12 protein-coding genes and 13 pseudogenes are annotated in these 26,102 nt (G+C 58.0%); 9 read left to right on the top strand and 16 right to left on the bottom strand.

What is annotated here, in order from left to right; translation table 11 throughout:
- Positions 1 to 6: 6 nt before the first annotated feature.
- From plsX to N7E01_RS13530, 3 genes and pseudogenes are all read right to left on the bottom strand, one after another.
- Positions 7 to 1,088, bottom strand: a pseudogene (gene plsX, locus N7E01_RS13540) (phosphate acyltransferase PlsX).
- Positions 1,089 to 1,127: 39 nt separating this feature from the next.
- Positions 1,128 to 1,310, bottom strand: coding sequence for a 50S ribosomal protein L32 (rpmF, locus tag N7E01_RS13535; protein WP_289173234.1), 183 nt, complete (start codon positions 1,308 to 1,310; stop codon positions 1,128 to 1,130).
- Between the two features lie 58 nt (positions 1,311 to 1,368).
- On the bottom strand, positions 1,369 to 1,737 hold the full coding sequence (locus N7E01_RS13530) for a YceD family protein (protein ID WP_289173233.1): 369 nt from the start codon (positions 1,735 to 1,737) through the stop codon (positions 1,369 to 1,371).
- Positions 1,738 to 1,998: 261 nt separating this feature from the next.
- Between N7E01_RS13530 and N7E01_RS13525 the strand changes: the two genes are divergently transcribed.
- Positions 1,999 to 2,580, top strand: a complete 582-nt coding sequence (locus tag N7E01_RS13525; RefSeq protein ID WP_289173232.1) for a Maf-like protein — start codon at positions 1,999 to 2,001, stop codon at positions 2,578 to 2,580.
- Between the two features lie 85 nt (positions 2,581 to 2,665).
- A pseudogene (locus N7E01_RS13520) lies at positions 2,666 to 3,372 on the top strand (SAM-dependent methyltransferase).
- A gap of 82 nt (positions 3,373 to 3,454) precedes the next feature.
- Here the strand turns inward: N7E01_RS13520 and msrQ are convergent.
- From msrQ to N7E01_RS13500, 4 genes and pseudogenes are all read right to left on the bottom strand, one after another.
- Positions 3,455 to 4,081: a protein-methionine-sulfoxide reductase heme-binding subunit MsrQ gene (gene msrQ, locus N7E01_RS13515; RefSeq protein WP_289173231.1), complete on the bottom strand. Its 627-nt coding sequence runs from the start codon at positions 4,079 to 4,081 to the stop codon at positions 3,455 to 3,457.
- Positions 4,082 to 4,144: 63 nt separating this feature from the next.
- A pseudogene (msrP, locus tag N7E01_RS13510) lies at positions 4,145 to 5,097 on the bottom strand (protein-methionine-sulfoxide reductase catalytic subunit MsrP).
- A 23-nt stretch (positions 5,098 to 5,120) separates the two neighbouring features.
- Positions 5,121 to 5,774 carry an HAD-IA family hydrolase gene (locus tag N7E01_RS13505; protein WP_289173230.1) on the bottom strand — a complete coding sequence of 218 codons (654 nt, stop codon included), beginning with the start codon at positions 5,772 to 5,774 and terminating at the stop codon, positions 5,121 to 5,123.
- A 22-nt stretch (positions 5,775 to 5,796) separates the two neighbouring features.
- Positions 5,797 to 6,765 carry an RluA family pseudouridine synthase gene (locus N7E01_RS13500; RefSeq protein WP_434089520.1) on the bottom strand — a complete coding sequence of 323 codons (969 nt, stop codon included), beginning with the start codon at positions 6,763 to 6,765 and terminating at the stop codon, positions 5,797 to 5,799.
- A 505-nt stretch (positions 6,766 to 7,270) separates the two neighbouring features.
- Here N7E01_RS13500 and N7E01_RS13495 point away from each other — a divergent pair.
- The gene (locus tag N7E01_RS13495) at positions 7,271 to 10,510 is read left to right on the top strand and encodes an Rne/Rng family ribonuclease (RefSeq protein WP_289173227.1); all 3,240 of its coding nucleotides are present in this window, start codon (positions 7,271 to 7,273) and stop codon (positions 10,508 to 10,510) included.
- A gap of 81 nt (positions 10,511 to 10,591) precedes the next feature.
- Here the strand turns inward: N7E01_RS13495 and accD are convergent.
- The 6 genes and pseudogenes from accD to pncB form a co-directional block, all read right to left on the bottom strand.
- Positions 10,592 to 11,472, bottom strand: a pseudogene (gene accD / locus N7E01_RS13490) (acetyl-CoA carboxylase, carboxyltransferase subunit beta).
- 33 nt (positions 11,473 to 11,505) lie between these two features.
- Positions 11,506 to 12,332, bottom strand: a pseudogene (gene trpA / locus N7E01_RS13485) (tryptophan synthase subunit alpha).
- A gap of 7 nt (positions 12,333 to 12,339) precedes the next feature.
- Positions 12,340 to 13,584, bottom strand: a complete 1,245-nt coding sequence (gene trpB / locus N7E01_RS13480) for a tryptophan synthase subunit beta (RefSeq protein WP_289173226.1) — start codon at positions 13,582 to 13,584, stop codon at positions 12,340 to 12,342.
- Between the two features lie 53 nt (positions 13,585 to 13,637).
- Positions 13,638 to 15,853 (bottom strand): annotated as a pseudogene (locus N7E01_RS13475) (RelA/SpoT family protein).
- Between the two features lie 15 nt (positions 15,854 to 15,868).
- The gene (locus N7E01_RS13470; RefSeq protein WP_289173225.1) at positions 15,869 to 16,225 is read right to left on the bottom strand and encodes a RidA family protein; all 357 of its coding nucleotides are present in this window, start codon (positions 16,223 to 16,225) and stop codon (positions 15,869 to 15,871) included.
- Between the two features lie 120 nt (positions 16,226 to 16,345).
- A pseudogene (gene pncB, locus N7E01_RS13465) lies at positions 16,346 to 17,520 on the bottom strand (nicotinate phosphoribosyltransferase).
- A 195-nt stretch (positions 17,521 to 17,715) separates the two neighbouring features.
- Here pncB and fdxA point away from each other — a divergent pair.
- The 6 genes and pseudogenes from fdxA (at position 17,716) to N7E01_RS13435 (ending at position 22,133) form a co-directional block, all read left to right on the top strand.
- Positions 17,716 to 18,039, top strand: coding sequence for a ferredoxin FdxA (fdxA, locus tag N7E01_RS13460; RefSeq protein WP_289173224.1), 324 nt, complete (start codon positions 17,716 to 17,718; stop codon positions 18,037 to 18,039).
- A gap of 3 nt (positions 18,040 to 18,042) precedes the next feature.
- On the top strand, positions 18,043 to 18,828 hold the full coding sequence (locus N7E01_RS13455) for a ferredoxin--NADP reductase (protein ID WP_289173222.1): 786 nt from the start codon (positions 18,043 to 18,045) through the stop codon (positions 18,826 to 18,828).
- A 9-nt stretch (positions 18,829 to 18,837) separates the two neighbouring features.
- Positions 18,838 to 20,059 (top strand): annotated as a pseudogene (locus tag N7E01_RS13450) (polyhydroxyalkanoate depolymerase).
- A gap of 7 nt (positions 20,060 to 20,066) precedes the next feature.
- Positions 20,067 to 20,698 (top strand): annotated as a pseudogene (gene rsxB, locus N7E01_RS13445) (electron transport complex subunit RsxB).
- Positions 20,695 to 21,332 (top strand): annotated as a pseudogene (gene nth, locus N7E01_RS13440) (endonuclease III). Before rsxB ends, nth begins: the two co-directional pseudogenes overlap by 4 nt.
- A 120-nt stretch (positions 21,333 to 21,452) precedes the next feature.
- Positions 21,453 to 22,133 carry an ATP-binding cassette domain-containing protein gene (locus N7E01_RS13435; RefSeq protein ID WP_289173221.1) on the top strand — a complete coding sequence of 227 codons (681 nt, stop codon included), beginning with the start codon at positions 21,453 to 21,455 and terminating at the stop codon, positions 22,131 to 22,133.
- An 85-nt stretch (positions 22,134 to 22,218) separates the two neighbouring features.
- Here N7E01_RS13435 and N7E01_RS19690 read toward each other — a convergent pair.
- The 3 pseudogenes from N7E01_RS19690 to N7E01_RS13415 form a co-directional block, all read right to left on the bottom strand.
- A pseudogene (locus N7E01_RS19690) lies at positions 22,219 to 22,988 on the bottom strand (ABC transporter ATP-binding protein).
- A pseudogene (locus tag N7E01_RS13420) lies at positions 22,972 to 24,829 on the bottom strand (branched-chain amino acid ABC transporter ATP-binding protein/permease). Before N7E01_RS13420 ends, N7E01_RS19690 begins: the two co-directional pseudogenes overlap by 17 nt.
- 4 nt (positions 24,830 to 24,833) lie before the next feature.
- Positions 24,834 to 25,872: pseudogene (locus N7E01_RS13415) on the bottom strand (branched-chain amino acid ABC transporter permease).
- Positions 25,873 to 26,102: the final 230 nt, after the last annotated feature.

Raw genomic sequence — 26,102 nt, 5'->3', positions numbered from 1 at the left:
GAGAGACTAGGCGGCGCGCCCTGATGCACCCTGATCGGCCGATTGCTGAAGGGCCTCAGCTTCCTGCAGGCTTCGACGCAGCTCGTGGATGGCCGTTGTAGTGCCATCGAGCAGACGATTATGGACAGCTTCGCGCGCACGCTGAAGGGCGCAGCCGAATGCATAGACATCGGCTGAGCCATGACTTTTGATAACGATGCCACGCAAGCCCAGCAGGGCGGCACCGTTGTAACGACGGTTATCAACCTTGCCACGGAACCGGTTCAGTACCGGCGAGGCCAGCAAGCCGGCCAGCATGGACAATGGCCCGCTCTTGAACTCGGCACGCATCATGGCACTGACCATACGGGCCAGCCCTTCCATGGACTTGAGCACGACATTGCCGACAAAACCGTCACATACAATAACGTCGACCGTACCCTTGCAGATATCATCGCCTTCGACGTTGCCGTAAAAGTTCAGGCCGCTGTCACGCAGCAGGCCTGCGGCTTGCTTGACGACCTCGTTACCCTTGATGACTTCTTCACCGATGTTCAGCAAACCAACTGTCGGCCGCTCGCGGTCGTACAAAGCACTGACCAGTGCCGAACCCATAATGGCAAACTGCAACAGGTGCTGTGCCGTGCAATCGACATTGGCGCCCAGGTCAAGCACGGTGGTTGCCCCGCCCTTCTGGTTGGGAATGGACGTGGCAATCGCCGGACGATCAATGCCATCGAGGGTCTTGAGCACATACCGCGAAACGGCCATCCAGGCGCCGGTATTTCCTGCCGAAATACAGGCATCGGCCAGACCGTCTTTGACCGCCTGGACCGCAACCCGCATGGAGGAGTCTTTTTGCGGCGCAGGGCCACCTCGACCGGGTCGTCCATAAGCACGACCTCGGAGGCAGGCAGCACCTGATACCAGTCGGACTGAACACACCCCAATTGCGTTAATTGGGTATCAATGGCCGCAGGATCACCCGCCAGCAAAAAGCGGGTATCGGGATAGCGCTGCGCAAACTGGTACGCCGCCGTAACGGTGACCGGCAAGCCGACATCGCCGCCCATACAATCGACGGCGATTCTGATACTTGACATCGACATTAAGTTCGCAATCTGGGGAGATCGCTGAAAGAAACCTAATTATTCGTCGTTTTTGGTTTTGATGACTTTGCGACCACGGTAGAAACCGTTAGGGCTGATGTGGTGGCGCAGGTGCAATTCACCCGTAGTAGGCTCGATGGCCGTGGGCGGTGTAGTCAGAAAATCGTGTGAACGATGCATGCCGCGCTTGGACGGGCTCTTTTTGTTTTGCTGAACGGCCATGATGACTCCTGAAAGCGGGGGACCGCAAATTGAACCCCCGCAGGTTGGTTTTTAAAACTTAACGATTCTGTTTCAGTTGCGCCAACGCCGAAAAAGGCGACGGACGCTTTTCTTGCACAACAGGCTCTTCGGACTGAACCAGCGAAACGCCGCCAGGACAGACTTCGTGGCGCGGCACATAAGGCACCGCCAGAATGAGCTCGTCTTCGATAAAGGATAGAACGTCGAAGCGACGCGAACCCAAAATACGTTCAAGGGCATTTTCGTCGTCGTCTTCATCTTCGAGATCGGACTCGCGATTGACCAGTTCGACCCGGTTAACCACACTGACTTCATACTCGAAGGGCTCGAGACAGCGCTGACACTGCAGCACCGGCTTTGCCGTGATGGACACTTCGAGGAACGACTGCCCCCGGTTGTACGCCACCCTTTCAACGACCAGCTGACGGCATCTTGAGGTTGCGGGGGCAAACCCTCGCAGAACCGCGCAAAGCCCGCCAGCACTGCCTGACCACTTATTGTGGACCCCAGCCGGGTAAACTCGGCGGTATCAATGTAGCGAACGCTGTCTGAACACATACCTGAACCTATGCCTTACCCTTACGCTTTTAACCGCTTACCGGGAAAACATTAGATAATACCGCTTTACCGATCACAGCGTCAAACAGTTCACCACAAACCTGGCATCATGCGTCTTATTCTGGCATCAAGCTCACCCTACCGAAAAGAAATGCTGCAGCGACTTGGCCTGCCCTTTGACTGCATTTCACCCGACATCAATGAAACCCCGATGGGTCACGAAAGCCCCGCCCAACTGGCGCTGCGCCTGTCGAAAGACAAGGCGGCTGCCGTTGCCGCCCAATACCCGGGGGCTCTGGTTATCGGGTCAGACCAGGTCGCCACCTTCGACGGCCAACCCATTGGCAAGCCCGGATCATTCGAACGCGCCTTCGCCCAGTTGCGCCAGCTGAGCGGAAAAACCGTTGAGTTTCACAGCGCATTATGCGTTACCGGTGACGCACGAACCGAACTGGATGACATCGTCACACACTGCACCTTCAGAACGTTGTCCGATGACGAGATCAGCACTTACCTTCGCCGCGAAACCCCCTACGATACCGCCGGCAGTGCCAAAGCCGAAGGCCTGGGCATCGCACTGATGGACAGCATGCGATCGGACGACCCCACCGCAATTATTGGCCTGCCCCTGATTGCGCTGTCGCGCATGTTACGCTCTTTCGGCCTTAACCCGCTGACGTTCCGGGCCTGACGCCAAGCCCATGGCATACCAAACCTGAGCCTGAACCAATGACCCGCAACGCCCGATGACTGACCCTGCATTGAACACCGTGAACATGACCCGTACCCTGCACCTTATCCCTGTCAGCCTGGGCGATGCGCCCGCGTCACGCTGGTTGCCCGCCGACGTCCAGGCACTGGCCGGCAAACTGGACACCTACATTGCCGAAAACGCCAAAACGGCGCGCGCGTTCCTCAAGCAAATCGGCACTGAAAAGCCGCTGCAGGAAATCACCATTCACACACTTGGCAAGAACACCTCGGCCGACGACATCCGCCAATGGCTGAAAAGCTTGCCGGCCAACGGGCAAATCGGGCTGGTGTCTGAAGCGGGCTGCCCCGCTGTTGCCGACCCGGGTGCCCAGGTGGTCGCCATGGCCCACACCATGGACATACGCGTCGCCCCTGGACAGGGCCGTCTTCCATTTTGCTGGGCCTGATGGCCAGCGGCCTGGACGGCCAGCGCTTTGCCTTCCATGGTTATGCCCCGGTTGATGCGGCCCAACGCGCAAAGCAACTGAAGCAATGGGAAACCGAATCGCAAAAACTGCACCAGACCCAGTTGCTGATCGAAACACCCTACCGCAACAACGCCATGTTCGAAACCCTGACACAAAGCCTTAAAGGCTCGACACGCCTGTGCGTTGCACGGTCGTTAAGCACTGACCAGGAATGGGTTCAAACCCGTACCGTTGCAGACTGGAAATCGGCACCGCCACCCGACCTGAACCGCCAGCCTACCCTATTCCTGTTTCTGGCCTGACACCGGCTCAGCCCAAGCGGTTTGCAGGCAGTCCCTGAACGTTGTTCAGCCCATGCGGACGGTGTACATAACGGCCTGCTCTTCAGCCCGCGCGCTGACGGGCTCTGGTCAGACGCACCCACTTCAGCATCACCAGCACCAACGTGATGCCAATATAAACGCGCACCTCGGCAAAGTCATTCTTGCCGGCTCGCACCAGCCAGAAGTGCCAGACCGAAAGGCCCAGCGCGGGGTACACCAGCAGGTGCAGCCGCTTCCAGCTGCGACCAAGACGACGCAACCAGCCGTTGGTTGAGGTGATCGCCAACGGCACCATCAACACAAACGCCACGACACCGACCGTAATGAACAGCCGTGTCACCACATCGGACCCCATGGCCGACAGCACCAGACCCTGCTCCCAGAAGGCCCAGGCGAGCGCGTGCAACGTGGCATAGAAAAACGTAAACAGCCCCAGGGTACGTCGATGCCGCAACGGCCAGGACACACCCAGCCAGCGCTGCAGCGGCGTTGCCGCCAGCACCAGACACAACCCGACCAGCGACCACTCACCAGAGGATAACGTCAGGTATTGGGCCGGATTAGCCCCCAGCCCATCGGTAAACGCCAGAAAACACCACCAGCCAAAGGGCACCAGACCCAGGACAACCGCAGCAGCCAGCGACACGCGCATCATGGGTTGCCCGATAACACGAATGAGCTGACACACATCGTGCACACATCAGGAATGATCTTGTAGACGCCAATAAATGCGGCGTAAATCATGTGCATGTCAATAGTTGCGGCGCAAATCAAGCCCGGCATACAGCGAGGCCACCTGATCGGCATAACCATTGAACATCAATGTGGGAACACGGGGTGCAAATACGCCCTGCCCTATCTGACGCTCCGTCGCCTGGCTCCAGCGCGGATGGGCGACTTCCGGATTGACGTTGGCATAAAAACCGTATTCTTCCGGGGCAATTTTGACCCAACTGGTGACAGGTTGCTTTTCCACGAACCGGATCTTGACAATTGACTTGCCTGATTTGAACCCGTATTTCCAGGGCACCACCAGCCGCAACGGCGCGCCATTCGCAACCGGCAAGGCCTTGCCGTAAACGCCAAACGCCAGCAGGGTTAGCGGGTGCATGGCCTCATCAAGGCGCAGAGCCTCAACGTAGGGCCAATCGATGATACGGGTTGCCAGACCAGGCATGGCATCGGGCTGGACATCGGTGATGAACTCGACATAGCGGGCGTTGCCGGTCGGCTGCACCTTGCGAATCAGCGCTTCGAGCGAAAAACCGTTCCAGGGGATCACCATGGACCAGGCCTCGACGCAGCGCAGTCGATACACCCGCTCTTCCATCGCTGCCAGCCGCTTGAGGTCGTCCAGATCGAACACCCCGGATTAAGAACCTCTCCTTCGACAGCGACCTGCCAGGGCTGGATACGAAACTTGCCGCTGCGTGTGGACGGATCTGTTTTCCCCGTACCGAACTCATAGAAATTGTTGTAGGTGGTCACCGACTTTTCAGGGGTCAGCCCGGCATCGACCGAAAACGCCGGATTGCGCACGCCCCATTCAGACGACGCCAAGGCCGCACGCGCGGGCAACAGCGCTGCAGCACCTGCCGAAGCGGCCAGCAGGCCCGCCTGACGAAGCCACTGCCGCCGGGACTGCCACACGGACTCTGGCGTAATTTGCGAACCCGGGATTTCCGGAAACCTGAACCTTGACATGGACTACCCCTTAAAAACACGCGCTACAGGCGCCGGGACAACCAATCGTGCATCTCGGCCACACTGTGAACCAGCACCGTCGGATTGGCCTCTTGCAGCGTGGGCACATCATGCGCCCCGTAACTGACGGCAATACTGTCGACGCCGGCGTTGTGCGCCATTTGGACATCGTGCGTGGTATCACCCACCATCAGGACATGCTCCGGATCAAGCCCCAATTGCCCGATGATGTCGTGCAGCATGCCCGGGTGAGGTTTACCGTGCGACTCATCAGCGCAACGCGTCATATCAAAATAACTCTCAAGTTGCGAGGTCGCAAGCACGCGATCCAACCCGACACGACCTTTCCCGGTCGCCACGGCCAGTTTGACCCGTTGTTCGCGCAAATCATGCAGCAACGGCGGAACCCCGTCGAACAAGGGCATTTCCTGATCCCGCTGAAAAAAATGGTGTTTGTAACGGGCCACGAAATGATCAAGATCTTCGGCCAGCAAGTCGGGAGCGACGTGATACAAGGCGCTTTCAAGCGACAGACCGATGACCCAACTGGCCCGCTGACGATCGGGCACAGCCAGGCCCAGATCGGCACACGCCATCTGGATGGAGGTAACGATGGTGCCGGTAGAATCCATCAGGGTGCCATCCCAATCAAAAATGACAGCGTCGTAATGTTTCAAATGAACTGCTCCGGTTCTGGTTTCAAGATATTTGTTCAAGCTGGTCAAGAAGACGCTGGCATTCGGGTGGCAACGGCGCCGTCAGTTGCAGAAGTTCTCCGGTCATCGGGTGCGGAATATCCAGGCGCCAGGCATGCAGGAACATGCGCCCGAAACCCTGACGGGAAAATTGCGCCCTGACCTCGTCAGACCCGTACTTGTCATCACCCACAATCGGAAAACCGGCCGAAGCCAGATGCACACGAATCTGGTGAGTGCGGCCTGTGCGCAGTTCAGCCTCCAGCAACGAGTAGCGACCGTAGCGTTTCAACAGGCTGATGATGGTATGGGCCGGCTTGCCTGCCGCATCAACCCTGACGCGGCGCTCGCCCGACGCCGTCAGCCATTTCAGCAGGGGCTGCTTCAAGTGCTGGCGATCATTCACCCAGTCCCCCACCACCAGGGCCTGATAACGCTTTCGCCCCTTGCCTTCCCGCATCATGTCATGCAAGGCCACCAATGCAGCGCGTTTCTTGGCAATGATCAGCAAGCCCGACGTCTCGCGATCAATGCGATGGGCCAATTCGAGCAGCCGGGCATCGGGCCTGGCCGCACGCAACTGCTCGATAACACCAAAGGAAACGCCACTGCCCCCATGCACGGCAACGCCGGATGGCTTGTCGATGACCAGAATGGCGTCATCTTCAAAAACCACCGGAAAATCACAGGGTGGCACCAGACGTGGTGCATCGGGCGCGGGCAAACGTAGCGGCGGCACACGCACCGTATCGCCATCTTGCAAACGGTAGTCGGACTGGATACGCCCCTTGTTGACGCGCACTTCTCCGCCACGAATGGCTTTGTAAATATGACTTTTGGGCACGCCCTTGCATATACGCAGCAAAAAGTTGTCAATACGCTGTCCGGCCTGTTCGGCATCGATTTGCACCAGACGGACGGCAGGGGCGGCAGCAGGGGTTGTTTCGGGTTTGCGCATATGGAAAACCGGCATATAATCATGCCAGCCTGTGGAAGCTGAAAATCTACCTGCGTAGAGATGCAATGGATGCGTCTCCGTGGGTATTGAAGAACACATTGTACTGCCTTGAAATTCAGCTTCCGGGCCACCAGGTCGTCGGGGCAACCGCCTGCTGTGGGGCAATGGTGAAGCACAAAACCCATTGTTAACCACAGGTCGTTGTCAACCGCGTGCGACGCTGTAGTCTTTGCTAAATATAGTCAAAACGTTTACATGCACCAGGCGCGAACACAACACACCGCGCCTGCTGTTCCAGCAATTTTTTTCGTCAACCACAACACTATTGTGAAACTGACCTCTCTGCTGACTGAACCTCGTGCCCAATGGCATGCTGTGCCTGCCTGACGATCAAGGTGGGTACCCTCTGACAATTATTGTTCAGCCCGGCCCCTTTAAGCAAAATCCAGCGTCTCACACCGAGTGGCCCAGGGTCGCGCGCCAGTTTAATGGCGCGCCATGACTACGGAGATACACACTCATGAAACGCATGTTGTTCAACGCGACGCACCAGGAAGAATTGCGCGTCGCGATTGTCGATGGTCAAAAACTCATTGACCTTGACATCGAAACCGCCGGGCGCGAACAGCGCAAAGGCAATATTTACAAAGGCGTCATCACACGCATCGAACCGGGTCTTGAAGCCTGCTTCGTCAGCTACGGTGAAGACCGTCATGGCTTCCTGCCGTTCAAAGAAGTGGCCCGCACTTACTTCAAAGACGGCGTTGATGTACGCACTGCGCGCATCCAGGACGCACTGACTGAAGGCCAGGAACTGATTGTCCAGGTTGAAAAAGAAGAGCGCGGCAACAAAGGCGCCGCGCTGACGACCTTCATTTCACTGGCTGGCCGTTACCTGGTCCTGATGCCCAACAATCCGCGCGGTGGCGGCGTCTCGCGTCGTGTCGAAGGCGAAGACCGGCAAGAGCTGCGCGAAACCATGGATCAGCTCGATGTGCCCCAGGGCATGAGCATCATCGCACGTACCGCAGGCATCGGTCGCACCGTCGAAGAACTCCAATGGGACTTGTCCTACCTGCTGCAGCTCTGGAGCGCCATCGATTCGGCCGCCCGTGAAAATGCAGCGCCCATCCTGATCTACCTGGAATCCAGCCTGGTCATTCGCGCCATCCGCGACTACTTTTCGCCCGACATCGGTGAAATCCTCATCGATACCGAAGACATTGCCGAGCAAGCCACTGCGTTCATGAGCGTGGTCATGCCCGACAACGTGGGTTGCGTCAAAATGTACCGCGACGATATCCCGTTGTTCTCGCGTTTCCAGATCGAGCACCAGATTGAAACCGCCTACTCGCGCACCGTCCAGCTGCCTTCCGGTGGCTCAGTGGTCATTGACCACACTGAAGCGCTGGTGGCCGTTGACGTCAACTCGGCACGCTCGACGCGTGGTGCCGACATTGAAGAAACCGCCTTGCGAACCAACCTGGAAGCCGCCGACGAAGTCGCGCGCCAGCTGCGTCTGCGCGACCTTGGCGGCCTGATCGTCATTGACTTCATCGACATGGAAGACGGCAAGAACCAGCGCGCTGTTGAACAGCGCCTGCGCGATGCCCTGCACTTCGATCGCGCCCGCGTGCAAATGGGCAAGATTTCGCGTTTTGGCCTGATGGAATTGTCACGTCAGCGCCTGCGCCCGGCCCTGAATGAGGGCTCTCACGTCACCTGCCCGCGTTGTAACGGTACCGGCGTCATCCGCGATGCCGAATCCAGCGCACTGCATGTCCTGCGTTTGCTGCAGGAAGAGGCCATGAAAGAAAACACGGCCGCACTGCATGCCCAGGTGCCCGTTGAAGTCGCCACGTTCCTGCTCAATGAAAAACGTAACGACATCACCAAAATCGAATCACGCCTGAAAGTTAACCTGGTCCTGATTCCCAACAAGAACCTGGAAACACCGCATCACCACATCGAGCGCTTGCGCCACGATGACCCTCGCATCGAAAATCCGGCCAGCAGCCTCGAACTGGTTCAGGCGCCCGAAACCGATATCGCCTGGCAACCAAGCAAAGCTCAGGAAGCCAAAACGCGTCCTGAAGCGATCGTCAAAAGCATCACACACGCGCAACCGGCCCCGGTTGTGGTCGCCCCTGAAGCGCCTGCCGCAACCGCTGCACCCACCGCAGCCGGCCCCGGCTTGTTCAAGCGCCTGCTCAACTGGCTCACTGGCAGCCCGGCAAGCACTGAAGCGGCAGCCCCGGCTACCGAGGACAAACCCGCTGCGACACGTTCAGCCAATGGCCAGCGCGCATCAAATCGCGGAAACCAGGATCGCAACCGCAATCGCCGCCGCAGTGGCAGCAACGGCCGTGGGCGCGACACCGAAGAAACGACAGCCGAAGCACCCGCCCCGCGTAAAGCCCGGGCTGAAGCCCCGGTTGCCGAGCCCGTCACAGTGGCACCGGCCGACAACGGCCCGGATACAGCCGAAGGCAAGGAAGAACGCTCCGGTTCGCGCCGGGGCCGTCGTGGCCGTGGCCGCAACCGCCGCGACCGCGCCACCGAAGGCAATGTCGACACCGATGACAACCTGATCGCCGATAACACCGACTTCCAGGAAGCCACCGAGACACAGGCCACCACGCCGAAAGTGGCAGAAGCCGCTCCGGCAGTGGCGGTCTCCGTGGCTGCTGTTGCCGCGACAACAGCCATTGCCGAGGAGGACGACGAAGATATCGACTCAACCGATTCCGGCACAGGCAGCGACGATACCGAAGCAACCGATGGCGAACAAACCGAGCGCAAGCGCCGTCGCCGCCGCAGTCGCCGCAGCCGCCGTGGTACAGACGGCAGCAAACTCGAGTCAGGCTCTGACGATGCCGAGGGCAACGATGAGGGTACCGACAACGACGCTGAACCGGTAACTCCGGTTGCGGTACAGACAGCCCAGACAACCATTGCGGCCACTGTCACAACGTCTGCAACAACCGCACCGGGTAGTGCCGCATCGCCTGACGACGTACCGGCCAGTGAACTGATTGCACCCCGTACCATCGCCAGCGAAACTGCTGCAACTGCCCAGACTTTTGGCGCCGATATGGAAACCGTTCCTGCCAAAGCGCTGATCGACCTTCCTGCCACCTCCGCTGAACCGGCAATCGCTGCCGAGTCCGCTGACGTACCGGACACGACGTCTGTCACGGCCAAGCCCGCTTCAGTGACTACGGCGCCAGCCAGTGTCGAAAGCGCATCCGCTACAGAAAATGTCGAGCAGGTCACGTCATCCGGCATCGCACCTGCTGCAGCCGCTCGTTCAGAACCGGCTCCGGACACCGCAGCAACAGCAGCACCAGTTGCTGCCGTGACGGCACCCGCACAGGAACCTGTGGCTTCCGAACCCGCGGTAGCGGTAGCGGTACCCGCAGAGGCTGTTGTGGCTGCAGAGGCTGTTGTGGCTGCAGAGGCTGTTGTGGCGACAGAACCCGCCGTTGCGGTACCTGAAGAGGTACCTGTTGCTACACCTGCAGTGGCTTCAACAGTGGCCGCTTCTGCGGTCACCACGGCATCAGCATCGGCAGTCCCGTCATCCAACCTGTCGACGGTTATTGAAGCGGCCGGTCTTCAGCTGGTGGAAACACGCGCTGAGTCGCGGGCTGCTCCAGCCGCAACACCAACAGCACCGGCACGTCTCGGTCGCCCCCGTAAGGCCGCTCCGGTCATCGAACACGCGTCACTGGAACAGGTGGAAACCCAGAACTCCTGATCACTTTGATGTGAACTGGTAAAAAATCCAGCGGGCTTTTAAACCCGCTGGATTTTTTATTTGTGACTGCACGAAGCATTGTCATTCGGCGTCGGCAACAACCTCAATTGACTGGCGTGTCAACAACGCCAGCAGATGCGCCAATTCACGGCGCATTTCACGGCGGTCAACCACGCAATCAATCGCGCCTTTTTCAAGCAAAAACTCGGCGCGCTGAAAACCTTCAGGCAGTTTTTCACGAACGGTTTGCTCAATGACACGAGGGCCGGCAAAACCGATAAGCGCCTTGGGCTCGGCAATGACCACATCGCCCATGAACGCGAAACTGGCGGATACCCCACCCATGGTGGGATCAGTAAGCACACTGATGAACGGCAAGCCTTCCTGGGCCAGACGCGTGAGCATGGCGTTGGTTTTCGCCATCTGCATCAGGGAAAACAGACTTTCCTGCATGCGCGCACCACCCGACGCCGCAACGCAAATGAAAGGGCTCCGGTTCTTGATGGCTTCCTGGACACCACGCACAAAGCGCTCGCCCACCACAGACCCCATGGACCCGCCCATGAATTCAAATTCAAAGCAGGCCAGCACAACCGGCAACGACAAAATGCGCCCGCTCATGACGACCATGGCCTCGGTTTCGCCGGTGGCTTTGGTCGCCTCGGAAACGCGGTCAGGGTATTTGCGCGAATCTTTGAACTTCAAGGGGTCAACCGGCCGGGTGGTTTCACCGATTTCAATGCGCCCTTCAGCATCCAGCAAGGCATTGATTCGGGCACGCGCACCAATGCGCATGTGGTGACTGCAATTCGGGCAGACATTCAGGCTGGCCGCCAGATCGTCTTTATAAAGCACCGATTCACAACTTGGGCATTTGATCCACAACCCCTCGGGCACCCGACGCCCGGCGGCGTCGGAGTTCTTGTTGATTCGGGGGGCAGAATCTTGTCAATCCAGCTCATGGGTGAAGTATTCCTGGTGAAGTATTCAGTAATTTAGTTCAAGGCCTGGCGCACACCGGCGAGCCACAATTTAGCGGCCTGCACAGCTGCCGTATCAGGATCCTGCCCGGCCACAGCGGCCGCCGCACCGGCTTCTTCCATGGTTTCGATCAGTTTGCTGCCAATGATGACGGCGTCACTGACCTGCCCCAGACGCCGCGCACTTTCAGCGTCGCGAATGCCAAAGCCCACCCCCACCGGCACGCCAAGGTGCTGGCGAATGGATGCGAGGCGCTGCTCGACATCGGCAATATCGATGGCGCCCGAACCGGTAACGCCCTTGAGGGAAACGTAATACACATAACCCCGAGCAATTTTTGCCACTTTCTTCACACGCTCTTGGGTGGACGTGGGAGCCAGCAGGAAGATAGGGGCCACCGAGGCCGCTTCAAGATAGCCGGCGAATTCGATCATTTCCTCAGGGGGTAATCGACGACCAGTACGCCATCGACACCTGCCTGGGCGGCCTGTTGCGCGAACGCTTCCTGACCGAAACGCTCGATAGGGTTGGCATAGCCCATGAGGACGACCGGAGTCACCGCGTTGGTGCGGCGGAACTCTTTGACCATGTCCAGTACATGAACCAGCCCGACACCTTTTTCAATCGCCCGCTGGGTTGCACGCTGCACGACCGGGCCATCGGCCATCGGGTCAGAAAACGGTACACCCAGCTCGATGACATCGGCCCCGGCCTCAACCAGCGCATGCATCAGGGGAACCGTCGATTGAGGCGATGGATCACCTGCGGTTACGTAGGGAATGAGAGCGGCCCGGCTACCTTTGGCTGCAAAAGCAGCCGCCAGACGATCGTGTTGTGTCATTTTTTCTCTAGAGGGTAATACCGCTGAACTCGGCAACGGTATGCATGTCTTTGTCGCCCCGGCCCGACAAATTGACCAGGATGATTTTGTCTTTGGACAAGGTCGGCGCCAAACGAGCCGCATGCGCAATGGCATGTGACGACTCGAGCGCCGGCATGATGCCTTCAGTGCGACAGCACTTGTGAAAAGCAGCCAGCGCCTCGGCATCGGTAATACCGACATACTGTGCGCGGCCGGAATCTTTCAGCCAGGCGTGTTCAGGACCTACGCCGGGATAATCAAGCCCGGCCGAGATGGAATGGGTTTCCTGGATTTGACCGTGTTCGTCTTGCATGACATAGGTGCGGTTGCCATGCAGCACGCCCACCACGCCTGCATTCAATGAGGCGGCATGACGACCGCTATCGAGGCCCTCACCCGCCGCCTCGACGCCCACCAGACCCACATCGGAAAAATCAATATACGGGTAAAAGATACCCATGGCATTGGAGCCACCGCCGACAGACGCCACCACATAATCGGGCTGACGACCGGCATCAACAGGCATCTGCTGAATGCATTCGGTACCGATCACCGACTGGAAATCACGCACCATGGCGGGATACGGATGTGGCCCGGCCACCGTGCCAATGCAATAAAACGTGTTTTCGATGTTGGTGACCCAGTCGCGCATGGCTTCGTTAAGAGCGTCTTTCAGGGTACGCGAGCCGGATTCGACCGGTACCACCGTGGCCCCCAGCAGCTTCATTCGATACACGTTCGACGCCTGGCGACGCACGTCTTCGCTGCCCATGTAGACGACGCACTCGAGGCCATAACGGGCCGCCACTGTAGCGGTGGCTACACCATGCTGACCGGCACCGGTTTCAGCAATGATGCGTGGCTTGCCCATGCGGCGTGCCAGCATGATCTGACCGATACAGTTGTTGATTTTGTGAGCACCCGTGTGATTCAAGTCTTCGCGCTTGAACCAGATCTGAGCCCCACCCAGCTCTTCAGACCAGCGACGGGCGTGGTAGACGGGGCTGGGCCGACCTACAAAGTGCTTGAGCTCGTAGTGGAACTCGTTGAGGAAATCGGGGTCATTTTTGTACTTGTCGTAGGCGGCGCGCAATTCGTCAAGCGCGTGCACCAGCGTTTCGGCCACAAAAGAGCCACCAAAACGACCAAAATGACCCTGTTCATCGGGCAGGTTATACGGTTTCAAGGCGCTACTCTCTGGTTGTGCCAGCCCGCGCAAAACGGGCTGCATTACGGAATCCTGCCATTTTAACAGTGCCACCCCGCGTGCGCAGACACGAGCCGCTACAAGCGGGTCGCCGTCACGCCGGACAGCTCGTTCAACGCCGTCAAGGCACGTGCGATCTGCTCGCCATTACGAACTTCCACGGTAAAGACCATGTGCGCCAGCGAACGGCGACTTTGGGTGTTGACACTGACGACATTCAGCCGCAGACGTCCGAACACATCGGTCAGGTCACGCAATAGCCCCATGCGGTCAGGGGCATGAATACTGAGTGATACGGGATACACGGTGTCACCGGTATCACCCCAGTCGACATCAATGATGCGCTCAGGATGCTTTTGGGCCAACGCCGCATACGACGGACAATCGGCACGGTGAATTGAAACCCCGCGCCCCCGGGTAATGAAGCCGACAATGCTATCGGGGGTGCCGGCCGGCAACACCGCGCCAGCTGGGTCAGCAATGAGTCAACCCCGACCACCAGAACGCCCGACTTGCCGGTACGCACAACGTTGTCATGTGCCGCCGCATAGGACACCTGACCTGGCACAACCGATTCCGGCGGCGCCGCAACCGCCTGCGGCTCCCGGAAATGCTGCTCGATGGCCCGAAGGCTGAATTCGTCCTTGGCGACTGACACATACAAATCATCGGCACGCGCAAAGCCTAACTGACTGGCCATCTGCTCGAGGTTGACCGCCGTTTTGCCCAGGCGCTGCAATTCTTTTTCGACCATGGCATGACCCTGGGCGATACGTTCCTGCAGTTCAATCGCATTGAACCAGGCCCGTACTTTTGACCGGGACCGGTTGCTGGCCAGGTACCCCAGTTGCGGGTTCAGCCAGTCGCGCGAGGGCCCGCCGGACTTGGCCGCGATGATTTCCACGGTTTGCCCGGTTTTTAGACGGGTCAACAACGGCACCATCTGCCCGTCCACCCGCGCCCCACGGCAGCGATGCCCCAGATCGGTATGCAGGTAATAGGCAAAATCGACCGGGGTTGCACCCGCCGGCAACTCAAGCACACGCGCTTGCGGCGTCATGACGTAAATACGGTCGTCAAACAGGCTTCGAACCGCCTGGCCTGATCCGGTACCGCCCCAGGCCAGCAACTGGCGCATCCAGGTGACCTTGCGTTCATAGTCGCCCGAAGCCACCTGCGTACCACCCTTGCGCCCGGCCTCCTTGTAACGCCAATGTGCCGCCATGCCGTACTCGGCAAACTCGTGCATCTCACGGGTACGAATCTGTATCTCGAAGGTCTTGCCTTCATGATCACTGACCACAGTGTGCAATGACCGGTAACCATTGGGCTTGGGACGCGCAATGTAATCATCGAACTCGTCGGAAACCGGGGTCCACATGGCGTGCACCTGTGCCAGCACGCCATAGCAATCACGTTCGTCATCCACAATGACACGCAGCGCCCGCAAATCGAAAAGCTGCGAAAACTGCAGGTTTTTATTACGCATCTTGTTCCAGATGCTGTAAATATGTTTTGGCCGGCCAGACACATCGGCCTGAATCCCCGCCGAAACCAGGGCCTCGCGCAGTTCATGAACAACACGCTCAATCAGGGCCTCGCGTTCGACGCGCTTGTCTTCAAGCTGGCGCGCAATCTCTTTGTAGGTTTCAGGCTCAAGAAAACGAAAGGCAAGATCTTCCATTTCCCACTTGACCTGCCAGATGCCCAACCGGTTCGCCAGCGGCGTGAATACCGCCATGGTTTCGCGCGCAAATTCGGCAGGACAAGGCCGCTTCGAGCTGGCATACCAGCGTAACGACTGCAAGCGTGACGCCAACCGCAGCATGACAATGCGCAGGTCGGCAGCCATGGCCAGCACCATTTTTCGCTGCTTTTCTTTCTGGTCGGCCTCGGCCTTGGTGTCGACGGTATTCTGCCCGGCAATGTAACCCAGCCTGAGCAGCGCGCGGGCACCATGCACCATGGTGGCCACATCCGCGCCAAATGTCTTGACCAGCGGATCTTTCTTGGGTGTCGGGTCGAACAGGGCTTCGTCGCGTACCGTCGCCAGAACCGCACTGATACGTGTGGCCGCATCAGAGCCCAGCCCCACCAGAATCAGCGCCACAGCGGCGGCATGCTGGTCAAGGGGCTCGCCGGTAAGGGCGCATTCACCTCGCAGCGGCTCGCGCACCCACTGCACAGCCTGCTGCATCTGTGCTCGCCCGGCATCGTCAAAACCATCGGTTACGGCCTGGAACCAGGCCGCATCAAACGGACTTTCGAAGGAAAACTCGGGCGTTTCAGACATGATGGTTAAAACCTGTCAGACAGCGACCGCCGCCTTGATGACAATTTCAACTTTAAGGTCAGGGTTGGCCAGACGTGCCTCGACCGTCGCCCGGGGAGGCGCATTACCGGCAGGAACCCAGGCATCCCAGGCTTTGTTCATGCCATCGAATTCCTGCATGTTGGCCAGAAAAATCTGGGCCATGAGAATTCGGGTTTTATCGGATCCGGCACTGGCCAGAAGACGGTCAATTGCCGCCAGAACTTCGGCGGTCTGACCTTCAATATCTTTGGTTGAGTCGGTGGGAACCTGGCCAGCCAGATAAACCACGCCGTTATGTACGGCGGCTTCGGAAAGACGCTTGCCCATTTCAAGGCGCTTGATATCACTCATGTTGACCTCGTTGTTTGTGTTGAAAGACTAATTTTGACGCTATCGAAAGACGGTTTAATCGCATGGAACCTGACTCATTTGGGCGAAGCCGAACCGGTGAAACAGCCCCATCCGGCCAGATCACGCGGGCGGCAGCTGAAACACCTGGCGCAAATACGCCAGATACGCCGTGTCGTCGCACATGGTTTTTTGCGGGGAATCGGATACCTTGGCCACTGGCTGCCCATTGCAACGCACCATCTTCATGACAATCTGCAAGGGCTCATGCCCCAGATCATTGGTAAGGTTGGTACCAATGCCAAACGATACCTTGCAGCGACCGGCAAAACGACGGGCCAGCTCGATGGCGCGAGGAATCGTCAGGGCATCGGAAAAAATCAGGGTTTTGGTACGGGGGTCGGTACGGTTGGCCTTGTAGTGCTCAAGCATGCGCTCACCCCAGATGAACGGATCACCGGAATCATGGCGGGCTCCATCAAACAGCTTGCAGAAATACATGTCGAAATCGCGCAGAAAGGCATCCATGCCATACACGTCGGACAAGGCAATCCCCAGGTCACCCCGATACTCTTTGGCCCAGACCTCGAGTGCAAACACCTGCGAATCGCGCAACCGGGGCCCCAGAGCCTGGCACGCCTGCAAGTACTCGTGGGCCATCGTCCCCAGGGGCAACACACCATGGTTCATCGCCATCATGACATTGCTGGTGCCCGCAAAATGGACACCCATCTGGGCCTTCATGGTGCGTACCACTTCATCGTGCCACTGCTTGAAAAGCGCCGGCGCGTACCGTATTCGGCCACGCGAAAATCGGCCAGCGCAGGGTCGTCGGTGACCAGCTGCATTTTTTGCTGAAGGCGCTGACGCCCTTCCGTCCAGGCAGGCTCGGTGCAGGTATTGCGGAAATACACCTCGTTGACAATGGCCAGCACCGGAATTTCGAACAAAATCGTGTGCAGCCACGGACCTTTCACTGAAATGGATATTTCACCATCAGCCTCACCCAGCCCCACATGAATACACTTTTCCGGCAGATGAAACAACCCCAGGAAATCAATGAAATCACTTTTCATGAAGCGCAAGCTACGCAGGTACTCGAGTTCTTCTTCAGTAAACTTGAGCTGACACAAGGCGTGGATTTCAGACCTGATTTCGTCCAGGTAAGGCGAGAGGTTGACGTTGGGGGTGCGGCACTTGTAGCGATACTCGACCTGGGCTGCCGGAAACTGGTGCAGCACCACCTGCATCATGGTGAACTTGTACAGGTCGGTGTCGAGCAAAGAGGTAATAATCATTCGAACGAGAGGACGCAAATGCGGTCAGGGCAGACCCTGCCCGGAATTAGAGTGTGTACCCAATTTTTATTGAGTAAAATGGTGGCAGTGAAACTCTTGCCACCCACCCAGGCAAGTGTGCATTGTAATGTTTAACGCCGCCCAGGTTCATTTCGGGCGTTCAACTATTGCAATGTTTACTTTCCGGAGCGTCTCATGACCCACGTTGTTACCGAAAACTGCATCAAGTGCAAGTACACCGACTGTGTCGATGTCTGCCCCGTCGACTGTTTTCGCGAAGGCCCCAACTTTCTGGTAATTGACCCCGACGAGTGCATCGACTGCGCCGTCTGTGTGCCCGAATGCCCGGCCAACGCCATTTTTGCCGAAGAAGATCTGCCTGCCGACCAGGTTCGTTTCATTGCCATCAACGCCGAACTGACACCGGTATTCGGATCAATCAGCCGCTCCAAAGAAAGCCTGCCCGATGCCGACCAATGGAATGGCGTGGCCGACAAAGAAAAGTACCTGCAGCGTTAACGCATGACCGACAGCAAGTACGTCAAGGAAACCGTCCTGGGCACCCGTGAATGGGTGCCCGGAAAACTGTTTTCCATCACGGTCAGCCGCCCTGAACACTTCGACTTCAAGGCCGGGCAATTTGCACGCCTTGGGCTTGCCGCACCCGACCAGCCCGGTGCTGAACCCTCGGTATGGCGTGCCTACTCGCTGGTCAATGCCCCGCAGCAATCGCCACTCGAGTTCTACGCCATTGTGGTTCCCGACGGCGAATTCAGCCCGCGCCTGGCTCAACTGAAAGCCGGTGATGCTGTTTACATTGACCGCACACTGTTCGGGTTCCTGACCATCGACCGGTTTGAGCCCGGCGGCACACTGTGGCTGATCGCCACCGGAACCGGTTTATCGGCCTACCTGTCCATGTTGCACGACCCAGCCACCTGGTCAGCCTTCGATCACATCATTCTGGTGCATGGTGTGCGTACCTGCGCAGAACTGGCCTACGCCGACCAAATCGCGCGCTGGCAGGGCTGCGCAGGTACTGCGCCGTTCAACGCTCAGTTCACTTACCTGCCCATCCCGACACAAGAATCACTGCCCGACACCCCCAGGGCCCGTATCACGACCCTGATTGAAAACGGTCAGCTTGAAACCCTGGCCAATGCTCCACTTGATCCAGCCACCCACAAAATCATGCTCTGTGGCAATCCAGCCATGGTGACCGATGCCCGCAACCTGCTCAAAACCAAAGGTTTTGTTGCCGGCCGACGCGGTGTCCCCGGTAACCTGGCTGTCGAAAACTACTGGTAGGAGACCATCTTGCTTTATGACTTTCACGAATTTCAACGCGCCTTCCTGAACCCTCTGGCCTATTTCACAGGCCAGAGTTCCCAGCTGTTCTCACACCCTTACAGCCCGCTGGCCTACACGCCGGTATCCCGTCAGATTGCAGCCAGCTACTCGCTGGTCCACCGATTGGGCAAAGAATACGAAAAGCCGCAATGGGGTCTGACAAGCACAGAAATCAACGGCCAAACCGTAGCGGTGCGCGACGAAACCGCATTTGAAAAGCCGTTCTGCAAGCTGGTGCATTTCAAGCGAGACGTACCGGCAGATACCCAAGACCCCGTCGTGCTTCTGGTCGCGCCCTTGTCGGGCCACCACGCCACGCTGCTGCGTGATACCGTCAAGGCCTTGCTGCCCAACCACAACGTTTACATCACCGACTGGGTCGACGCCCGCATGGTGTCCCTGCGCCATGGGCCGTTCCACCTCAACGACTACATTGCCTACGTTCGCGAATTTCTCGAATTTCTTGGGCCTGACACTCATGTCGTATCGGTGTGCCAGCCCACTGTCCCGGTCCTGGCCGCTGTTTCGCTGATGGCCGCCGAAAACGCACCCTGTCTGCCCAAAACCATGACGCTCATGGGTGGCCCCATCGACACCCGTGAATCGCCCACCCAGGTCAATGAACTGGCCGTAAAAAATCACACCGCTGGTTCGCCGACAATCTGATCCATCGGGTACCGGCCAAATACCCCGGGTTTGGCCGCAAGGTTTACCCCGGCTTTTTGCAGCATAGCGGCTTCATTGCCATGAATCCCGACCGTCATGCACAGTCGCATTACGACTATTACCTGAACCTGATCAAGGGCGACAATAGCGACGCTGCCGCCCACCAGCGTTTCTACGACGAATACAACGCGGTGCTCGACATGCCGGCCGAGTTCTACCTTGACACCATTGACGTAGTCTTCCAGCGCCAACTGCTGCCCAGGGGCGAATGGGAAGTCGACGGCAAACGGGTGGACCCGTCCGCAATCACTGGTATCGCCCTGTTCACCATCGAAGGCGAGCTCGACGATATTTCCGGCCTGGGTCAAACCCGCGCAGCCCAAACCCTGTGCAAGAACATCCCCGAGTCGCACAAACAGCACTACACAGCACCAGGCTGCGGTCACTATGGTATTTTCTCTGGCCGTCGCTGGCGCGAAACCATTGCCCCCAGCTGGCTGAATTCTTCCGCAAGTACGCCTGACCCTGCCATGACCGCCAAGGCTACCGCCGACCAGATCGATGCCCTTTTGCCACAAACGCAATGTACGCAATGTGGCTACGAGGGCTGCCGGCCCTACGCCGAAGCCATCGCAAGCAATAACGAAGCAATCAATCGCTGTCCGCCGGGCGGGCAGTCCGGCGTGCAGGCTCTGGCAACCCTGCTGCAGTTGCCGGAAATTCCCCTTGACCCCAAATGCGGAGAACCGGCACCGCTGGTTCTGGCCGTCATTGACGAAATGCACTGCATAGGCTGCACCCTTTGCATCCAGGCCTGTCCGGTCGATGCCATTGTGGGGGCCAACAAAAAATGCATACCGTCGTACCTGACCTGTGTACCGGGTGCAAGCTTTGCTTGCCACCCTGCCCGGTCGATTGCATCAGCCTGCATCCGGCAGGCTACGACTGGACACCTGCACATGCCAATGCCGCGCGACAACGACACCAGAAACGGCTGGCCCGTCTGCACCAGAAACACCCCGAGAACCAGCCGCTGGCAGCTCGCACGCTCAGCAACAAGGCTGCACTGAGTACGGCAGCCAACAGCGACGCTCAGACACGCCAGCAAGCCATTGCCCAGGCATTGGCGCGAGCCCGCGCAAAGCGCCAGCAACAGGCATGAATAAAGAAAAGCGTTACGAAATCTTCAGCCGCTGGCAAGCGGCCAACCCCACCCAACGACCGAACTGCACTACGGGAACACGTTTCAGTTGCTGATCGCCGTGATGCTGTCGGCCCAGGCCACCGACAAGTCGGTGAACATTGCCACTGCCCGCTTTTTCCCGCACTACGGAACGCCACAGGGCATTCTGGAACTGGGGCTTGACGGCCTGACCGAATGCATCAAAACCATTGGTCTGTATAAAACCAAAGCCGCCAATGTCATTGCAACCTGCCGCCTGCTGATCGAAAAACACGACGGCCAGGTACCCGACACGCGTGAGGCCCTGGAGGCCCTGCCGGGTGTCGGACGCAAAACCGCCAACGTCGTGCTCAATACCGCATTTGGCCAGCCCGCCATGGCCGTTGACACCCACATCTTCCGGGTCTCGAACCGTACCGGTATTGCTCCTGGCAAGAACGTCCTTGAGGTCGAAAATCGCCTGGTACGCCTTGTTCCCAAAGAGTTTCTGGTTGACGCCCACCACTGGATCCTGCTTCACGGGCGCTATATTTGCGTTGCCCGAACCCCAAAATGTACACAATGCGGCATTGCTGACCTGTGCGAGTACAGGCACAAGAATCAGGCCGCCTGATCGGGGATTTCCATAGGGTATGACAAACCCCCATAGCGTTCCGCGAAGCCGCGCGACATACTGAACAGGCGTCACCCACACCACGACAATAACGGCTTACATAAGAATGAAGGGGGCATAATGTCACACCCCGCCCTTGACGTGCGCGACCTCAACGCCTGGTACCACACGTCCCATGTGTTACGAAACGTCAACCTTCGGGTCGACCCCGGGCAGCTGGTCTGTCTTCTGGGTCGCCATGGCTCAGGACGAACAACCGTACTGCGATCTTTACTGGGTCTGGCAGGGTCTCGCACCGGTTCTGTGCGCATCAATGGCACCGAATCCATTCATTTGCCACCCGACAGCATCAAGCCGCTTGGGCTCAGTTACTGCCCTGAAGAACAGCACCTTATTGACGACTTAAGTTGCGAAGAAAACCTGCTGCTTCCCGTCGAAGGCGAATCGACACTGGGTGGCGGCATGTCGCTGGCCGACATCTACGATATTTTCCCGGTATTCAAGCCCTTTCAGCACCAGCCCATCAGCCACCTGCAGACACCCGAGCGCCAGTTGCTGGCGGTTGCCCGAGCCCTGCGGCTGGGTACCACCGTCTTGCTGCTCGATGAAATCAACGACAGCATCAACCCAACGGTAGCTTCTGCCATGGCGCGTGCGCTGACCATGCTCAAAGAGCAACGCTACACCATCATTATGGCCAGCGAAGCCCCTGGCGTCGCCGCCGATCTTGCCGACCAGTTTTATGTCATTCACGATGGCACTCTGGTCAACCCGCAAGCCATGAGCCGCCATTACGCGTGAAAAAAGGGCACAAGACCGAAATCTTGTGCCCTGAACGGGCCACAAACCTGGTGTAGCCCGTGTTTTACCGATAGCCAACCCGTGATCAGGCGTGCTCTTCGGCTTCTTTCTTGTTACCCAGCCCCAGATAACTTTCGATAACCCGCGGATTATCGGCCAGGTCTTTGGCAGGGCCTTCCAGAACGATTTCACCGGTTTCCAGCACATAGCCGTAATCAGCGACCTGCAAGGCCGCACGGGCGTTCTGTTCGACCAGCAAGATGGAAACACCGGTGCGACGCAGACGCGCAATAATCTGGAAGATTTCACGAACAATGCGAGGCGCCAGACCCAGACTGGGCTCGTCCAGCATAAGCAATTTGGGCTGCCCCATCAGGGCACGACCCACGGCCAGCATCTGGCGCTCACCACCTGACAGCGTACCTGCCTGCTGCGTGCGACGCTCTTTGAGGCGGGGAACAATTCGAAAACCTCTTCGATTTTCTCGCGCCAACCCGACACGCCGGCCCGATACAGGCGGAAACCGCCCAGCAACAGATTGTCTTCAACCGACATGCTGCCGAACAGTTCACGAGACTCGGGAACCAGACACATACCACCGGCCACACGCTTTTCAACTTGCCAGCTGGACACATCGGTACCCAGGTAACTGACCTGACCCACACTGCTACCACCAATGGGCAATGAGCCCATGATTGAATTCAGCATCGTGGACTTGCCGGCCCCGTTGCCACCGATCACCGTCACAATGCTGCCTGGCGGAACCGTGATGTTGGCCCCCGCCAGTGCCGTAACCTTGCCGTACTGGCTGACCAGATTGGTGACATGCAAGAGTGATTTATCTGTAGTTGTCATGCTGCTCCCCGGCAGTCGCTGGCGACGCTGCTGGTGCGCCTTCTTCATCAAGATCGAGATCGTCGTCAATACCGCCCAGATAGGCTTCGAGCACGGCTGGATTGGTCTGAATTTCAGACGGCAAGCCTTCGGCGATTTTGGTGCCGAAATCCATGACCACCAGATGGTCGGTCAGGTTCATGACGAAGTCCATATCGTGTTCGACCAGCAGAATACTCATGCCTTCTTTACGCAGCTGGTCGAGCACCTTGGCCAATTCCTGCTTTTCTTTGTAGCGCAGGCCGGCAGCCGGCTCGTCAAGCAACAGCAAGACGGGGTCGGCGGCCAGGGCACGCGCAATTTCAAGAATGCGCTGCTGGCCCAGGGCCAGGTTGCCTGCCTGTTCGTACAGGTAATCACCCAAACCGACACGCTGAAGCTGCTTGGCGGCTTCATGCAGCAGTTCAGCCTCGCTGCGACGTTCGGTATGCAAAGCTGCAGAAACCACACCCACGTTACGGCGCAGGTGGGCACCGATAGCCACGTTTTCGAGCACAGTCATGGTGGGCAACAACTGAACGTGCTGGAATGTGCGGCCCACGCCAAGGCGGGCAATTTCGCGCGAAGGCAGCTTGTCAAGGCGGTTTCCCAGAAACTCGACACGACCCGATGTGGTCGGCAGAACGCCTGTAATCAGGTTGAATGTCGTACTTTTACCAGCACCGTTCGGCCCGATGAGCCCCATGATTTCGCCGGCTTTCAGTTTGAAGCTGATGTTATTGACCGCCACCAGACCGCCGAACTCTTTACGTGCCTTATCGACTTCAAGGACCAGCGTACCGGGCTCGGGGCGCACACGCATGGGCAGCGCCTCGGCTTCGGGTGGCGGTGGCAGCTTGCGCTGAGCCGTCTGACCGGTAATGGCGCGCCAGAAGGAAGCAAAAATGGGCCAGACACCGTCACGGGCATACTGAAGCACAAGCACCATCAGGATACCGAACACCACCAGCTCGAAGTTGGCTGTTGTGTTCAGCAGCTTGGGCAAAACGTTCTGGATCTGGTCTTTGAGGGTAAGGATAAGACCCGACCCCACCACAGCACCCCAGACACTGCTGCCGCCACCGACCACGGCCATGAACAGGTATTCGATACTGTAGTTCAGACCAAACGGGCTTGGGCTGACCGCGCGCTGCATATGGGCATACAACCAACCCGATACACACGCCAGCAAAGCGGCATAGACAAAAATAATGATTTTGTATGTCGCCATGTTGATGCCGAACGACTCGGCCATGACCGAACCGCTTTTGAGCGCACGGATTGCGCGGCCGGGGCGGGAGTTCAGCAGGTTGTGCGTTGCCCACAAAGCCAACAATACCGCCACCCAGATCAGGTAGTAAATTTCACGACCACTGCCCAGGCTGAGGCCAAAAATCTCGATGGGTTGAATACCGGCGATACCGTCGTACTGACCCAGCATTTCGAGGTTACCGAAAATGTAGAACAGCGACAGACCCCAGGCAATCGTACCCAGCGGCAAGTAGTGACCCGACAGCCGCAACGTGATGCCGCCCAGGACAAAAGCCACAATAAGAGTCAGGACCAGACCAAAAACAAGCGCCATCCAGGGTGACCAGGCCATTGCCGTAGTGAGGTACGCCGTTGAGTAGGCCCCCAACCCGACAAACGCCGCCTGACCGAACGAGGTTAACCCCCGACGCCAGTCAGGAGGACAAGCCCAAGCACGACCAGCGACGCCAGACCAATGTAGTTGAGCTGAGTAATCCAGAACTCGGGGTTGCACCCATTTGCGGCAGCGCCGCCAAAATAACGATAAATACAGCAAGAATGATTCGATTCATGGCGTCACTCCTCGTCGTCATGATGGCCCGCAGAGCCAAATGAACGCCACAACAACACGGGAATAATCAGGGTAAACACAATAACCTCTTTGTAGGCACTGGCCCAGAAGGACGAGAACGCCTCGAGAATACCGACGAACAATGCGCCAACTGCCGCCAGCGGATAGCTGACCATACCGCCAACAATGGCAGCCACGAAGCCTTTAAGGCCAATCAGGAAGCCCGTGTCGTAGTAAATGGTGGTAACCGGGGAAATAAGCATGCCGGAAAGCGCTCCAATGCCCGCAGCCAGTGTGAACGTGAGGCTACCCGACATGTTGGTGCTGATACCGACCAGACGTGCACCGCGACGATTGACAGCGGTAGCTCGCAAGGCGCGGCCATACAGTGTTTTCCCGAAAAAGAGCCACAGTGCAATGATGAGCACCGCACATGTACCCAGCACAAAGAAGGTCTGCGCAGACCAGATGACCGAACCGAACTCGATCTGACCTTCCATGAACGGCGGCGTGCGCCACCCTCGGCACCGAAGAACACCAGACCAAGGCCCAGCAGCGCGAAGTGAACAGCCACCGAAATGATCAGAAGAATCAGTACGCTGGCTTCTGCCACCGGCTGATAGGCCAGACGGTAAATCATGGGGCCGAGCGGTATGACCAGTGCCAGTGCGAACACGACATTCAGCCACAACGGTGTTGTGTCGCTGATGACGTAGGGCGCAAGAAAATACAGTGCAACCGGCAAGACCAGGGTACCCAGGGCTGCCTTGGGCAACCCGGCCCACTCGTTGCGGCGTGCTGCCGAAACCAATTGAACAATGAATGTGATGACACCCACGATGAGCAGCAGTTTCACGGTACCGGGAATTTGCCCGTTGACCATGAACGCCAGCGTCAAGGCACCATACGCCACAAACTCCCCTGAGGGATGAAGACGACCCGGGTTACCAGAAACACAAGTACCAGAGCCAGCCCCAACAGTGCATAGACCGCGCCGTTCAGGACGCCATCTTGAAGCAGAATGAAAAAGATTGTTGAGTCCATCTGTTGAAACACCAAAGAATTAGAGATGGAAAGCGCACATTACGCCCCCGAAAGCCACAAAAACTGGCGGGCACCGGGTCAGTGCCTCGGGAAAACATCTGAGTTCATTTTGTCTCCTTGAATGGTTAGATTGATTGGCGAGAAAGTTAACACAGTTTACAAATCTCGAAAGCTAGGGGATTCCCTGCATAAGCCGACCAGCAATTCGAACAATGGAACCGAAACGGATT

This window comes from Neopusillimonas aromaticivorans, from assembly GCF_030344915.1.
Lineage (GTDB): Bacteria > Pseudomonadota > Gammaproteobacteria > Burkholderiales > Burkholderiaceae_B > Neopusillimonas > Neopusillimonas aromaticivorans.
The sequence above is the reverse complement of the archived record's forward strand: the minus strand, read 5'-3'. Positions and strand labels throughout refer to the sequence as shown.

What these genes read in the sequence shown, in the direction of transcription:
- N7E01_RS13435 (WP_289173221.1), top strand. Translation starts at nt 21,453, where the DNA reads ATGTCACACCCCGCCCTTGACGTGCGCGACCTCAACGCCTGGTACCAC.
- trpB (WP_289173226.1), bottom strand. Translation starts at nt 13,584, where the DNA reads ATGCAGCCCGTTTTGCGCGGGCTGGCACAACCAGAGAGTAGCGCCTTG.
- N7E01_RS13525 (WP_289173232.1), top strand. Translation starts at nt 1,999, where the DNA reads ATGCGTCTTATTCTGGCATCAAGCTCACCCTACCGAAAAGAAATGCTG.
- N7E01_RS13470 (WP_289173225.1), bottom strand. Translation starts at nt 16,225, where the DNA reads ATGAGTGATATCAAGCGCCTTGAAATGGGCAAGCGTCTTTCCGAAGCC.
- N7E01_RS13500 (WP_434089520.1), bottom strand. Translation starts at nt 6,765, where the DNA reads ATGCCGGTTTTCCATATGCGCAAACCCGAAACAACCCCTGCTGCCGCC.
- rpmF (WP_289173234.1), bottom strand. Translation starts at nt 1,310, where the DNA reads ATGGCCGTTCAGCAAAACAAAAAGAGCCCGTCCAAGCGCGGCATGCAT.
- N7E01_RS13495 (WP_289173227.1), top strand. Translation starts at nt 7,271, where the DNA reads ATGAAACGCATGTTGTTCAACGCGACGCACCAGGAAGAATTGCGCGTC.
- fdxA (WP_289173224.1), top strand. Translation starts at nt 17,716, where the DNA reads ATGACCCACGTTGTTACCGAAAACTGCATCAAGTGCAAGTACACCGAC.
- N7E01_RS13455 (WP_289173222.1), top strand. Translation starts at nt 18,043, where the DNA reads ATGACCGACAGCAAGTACGTCAAGGAAACCGTCCTGGGCACCCGTGAA.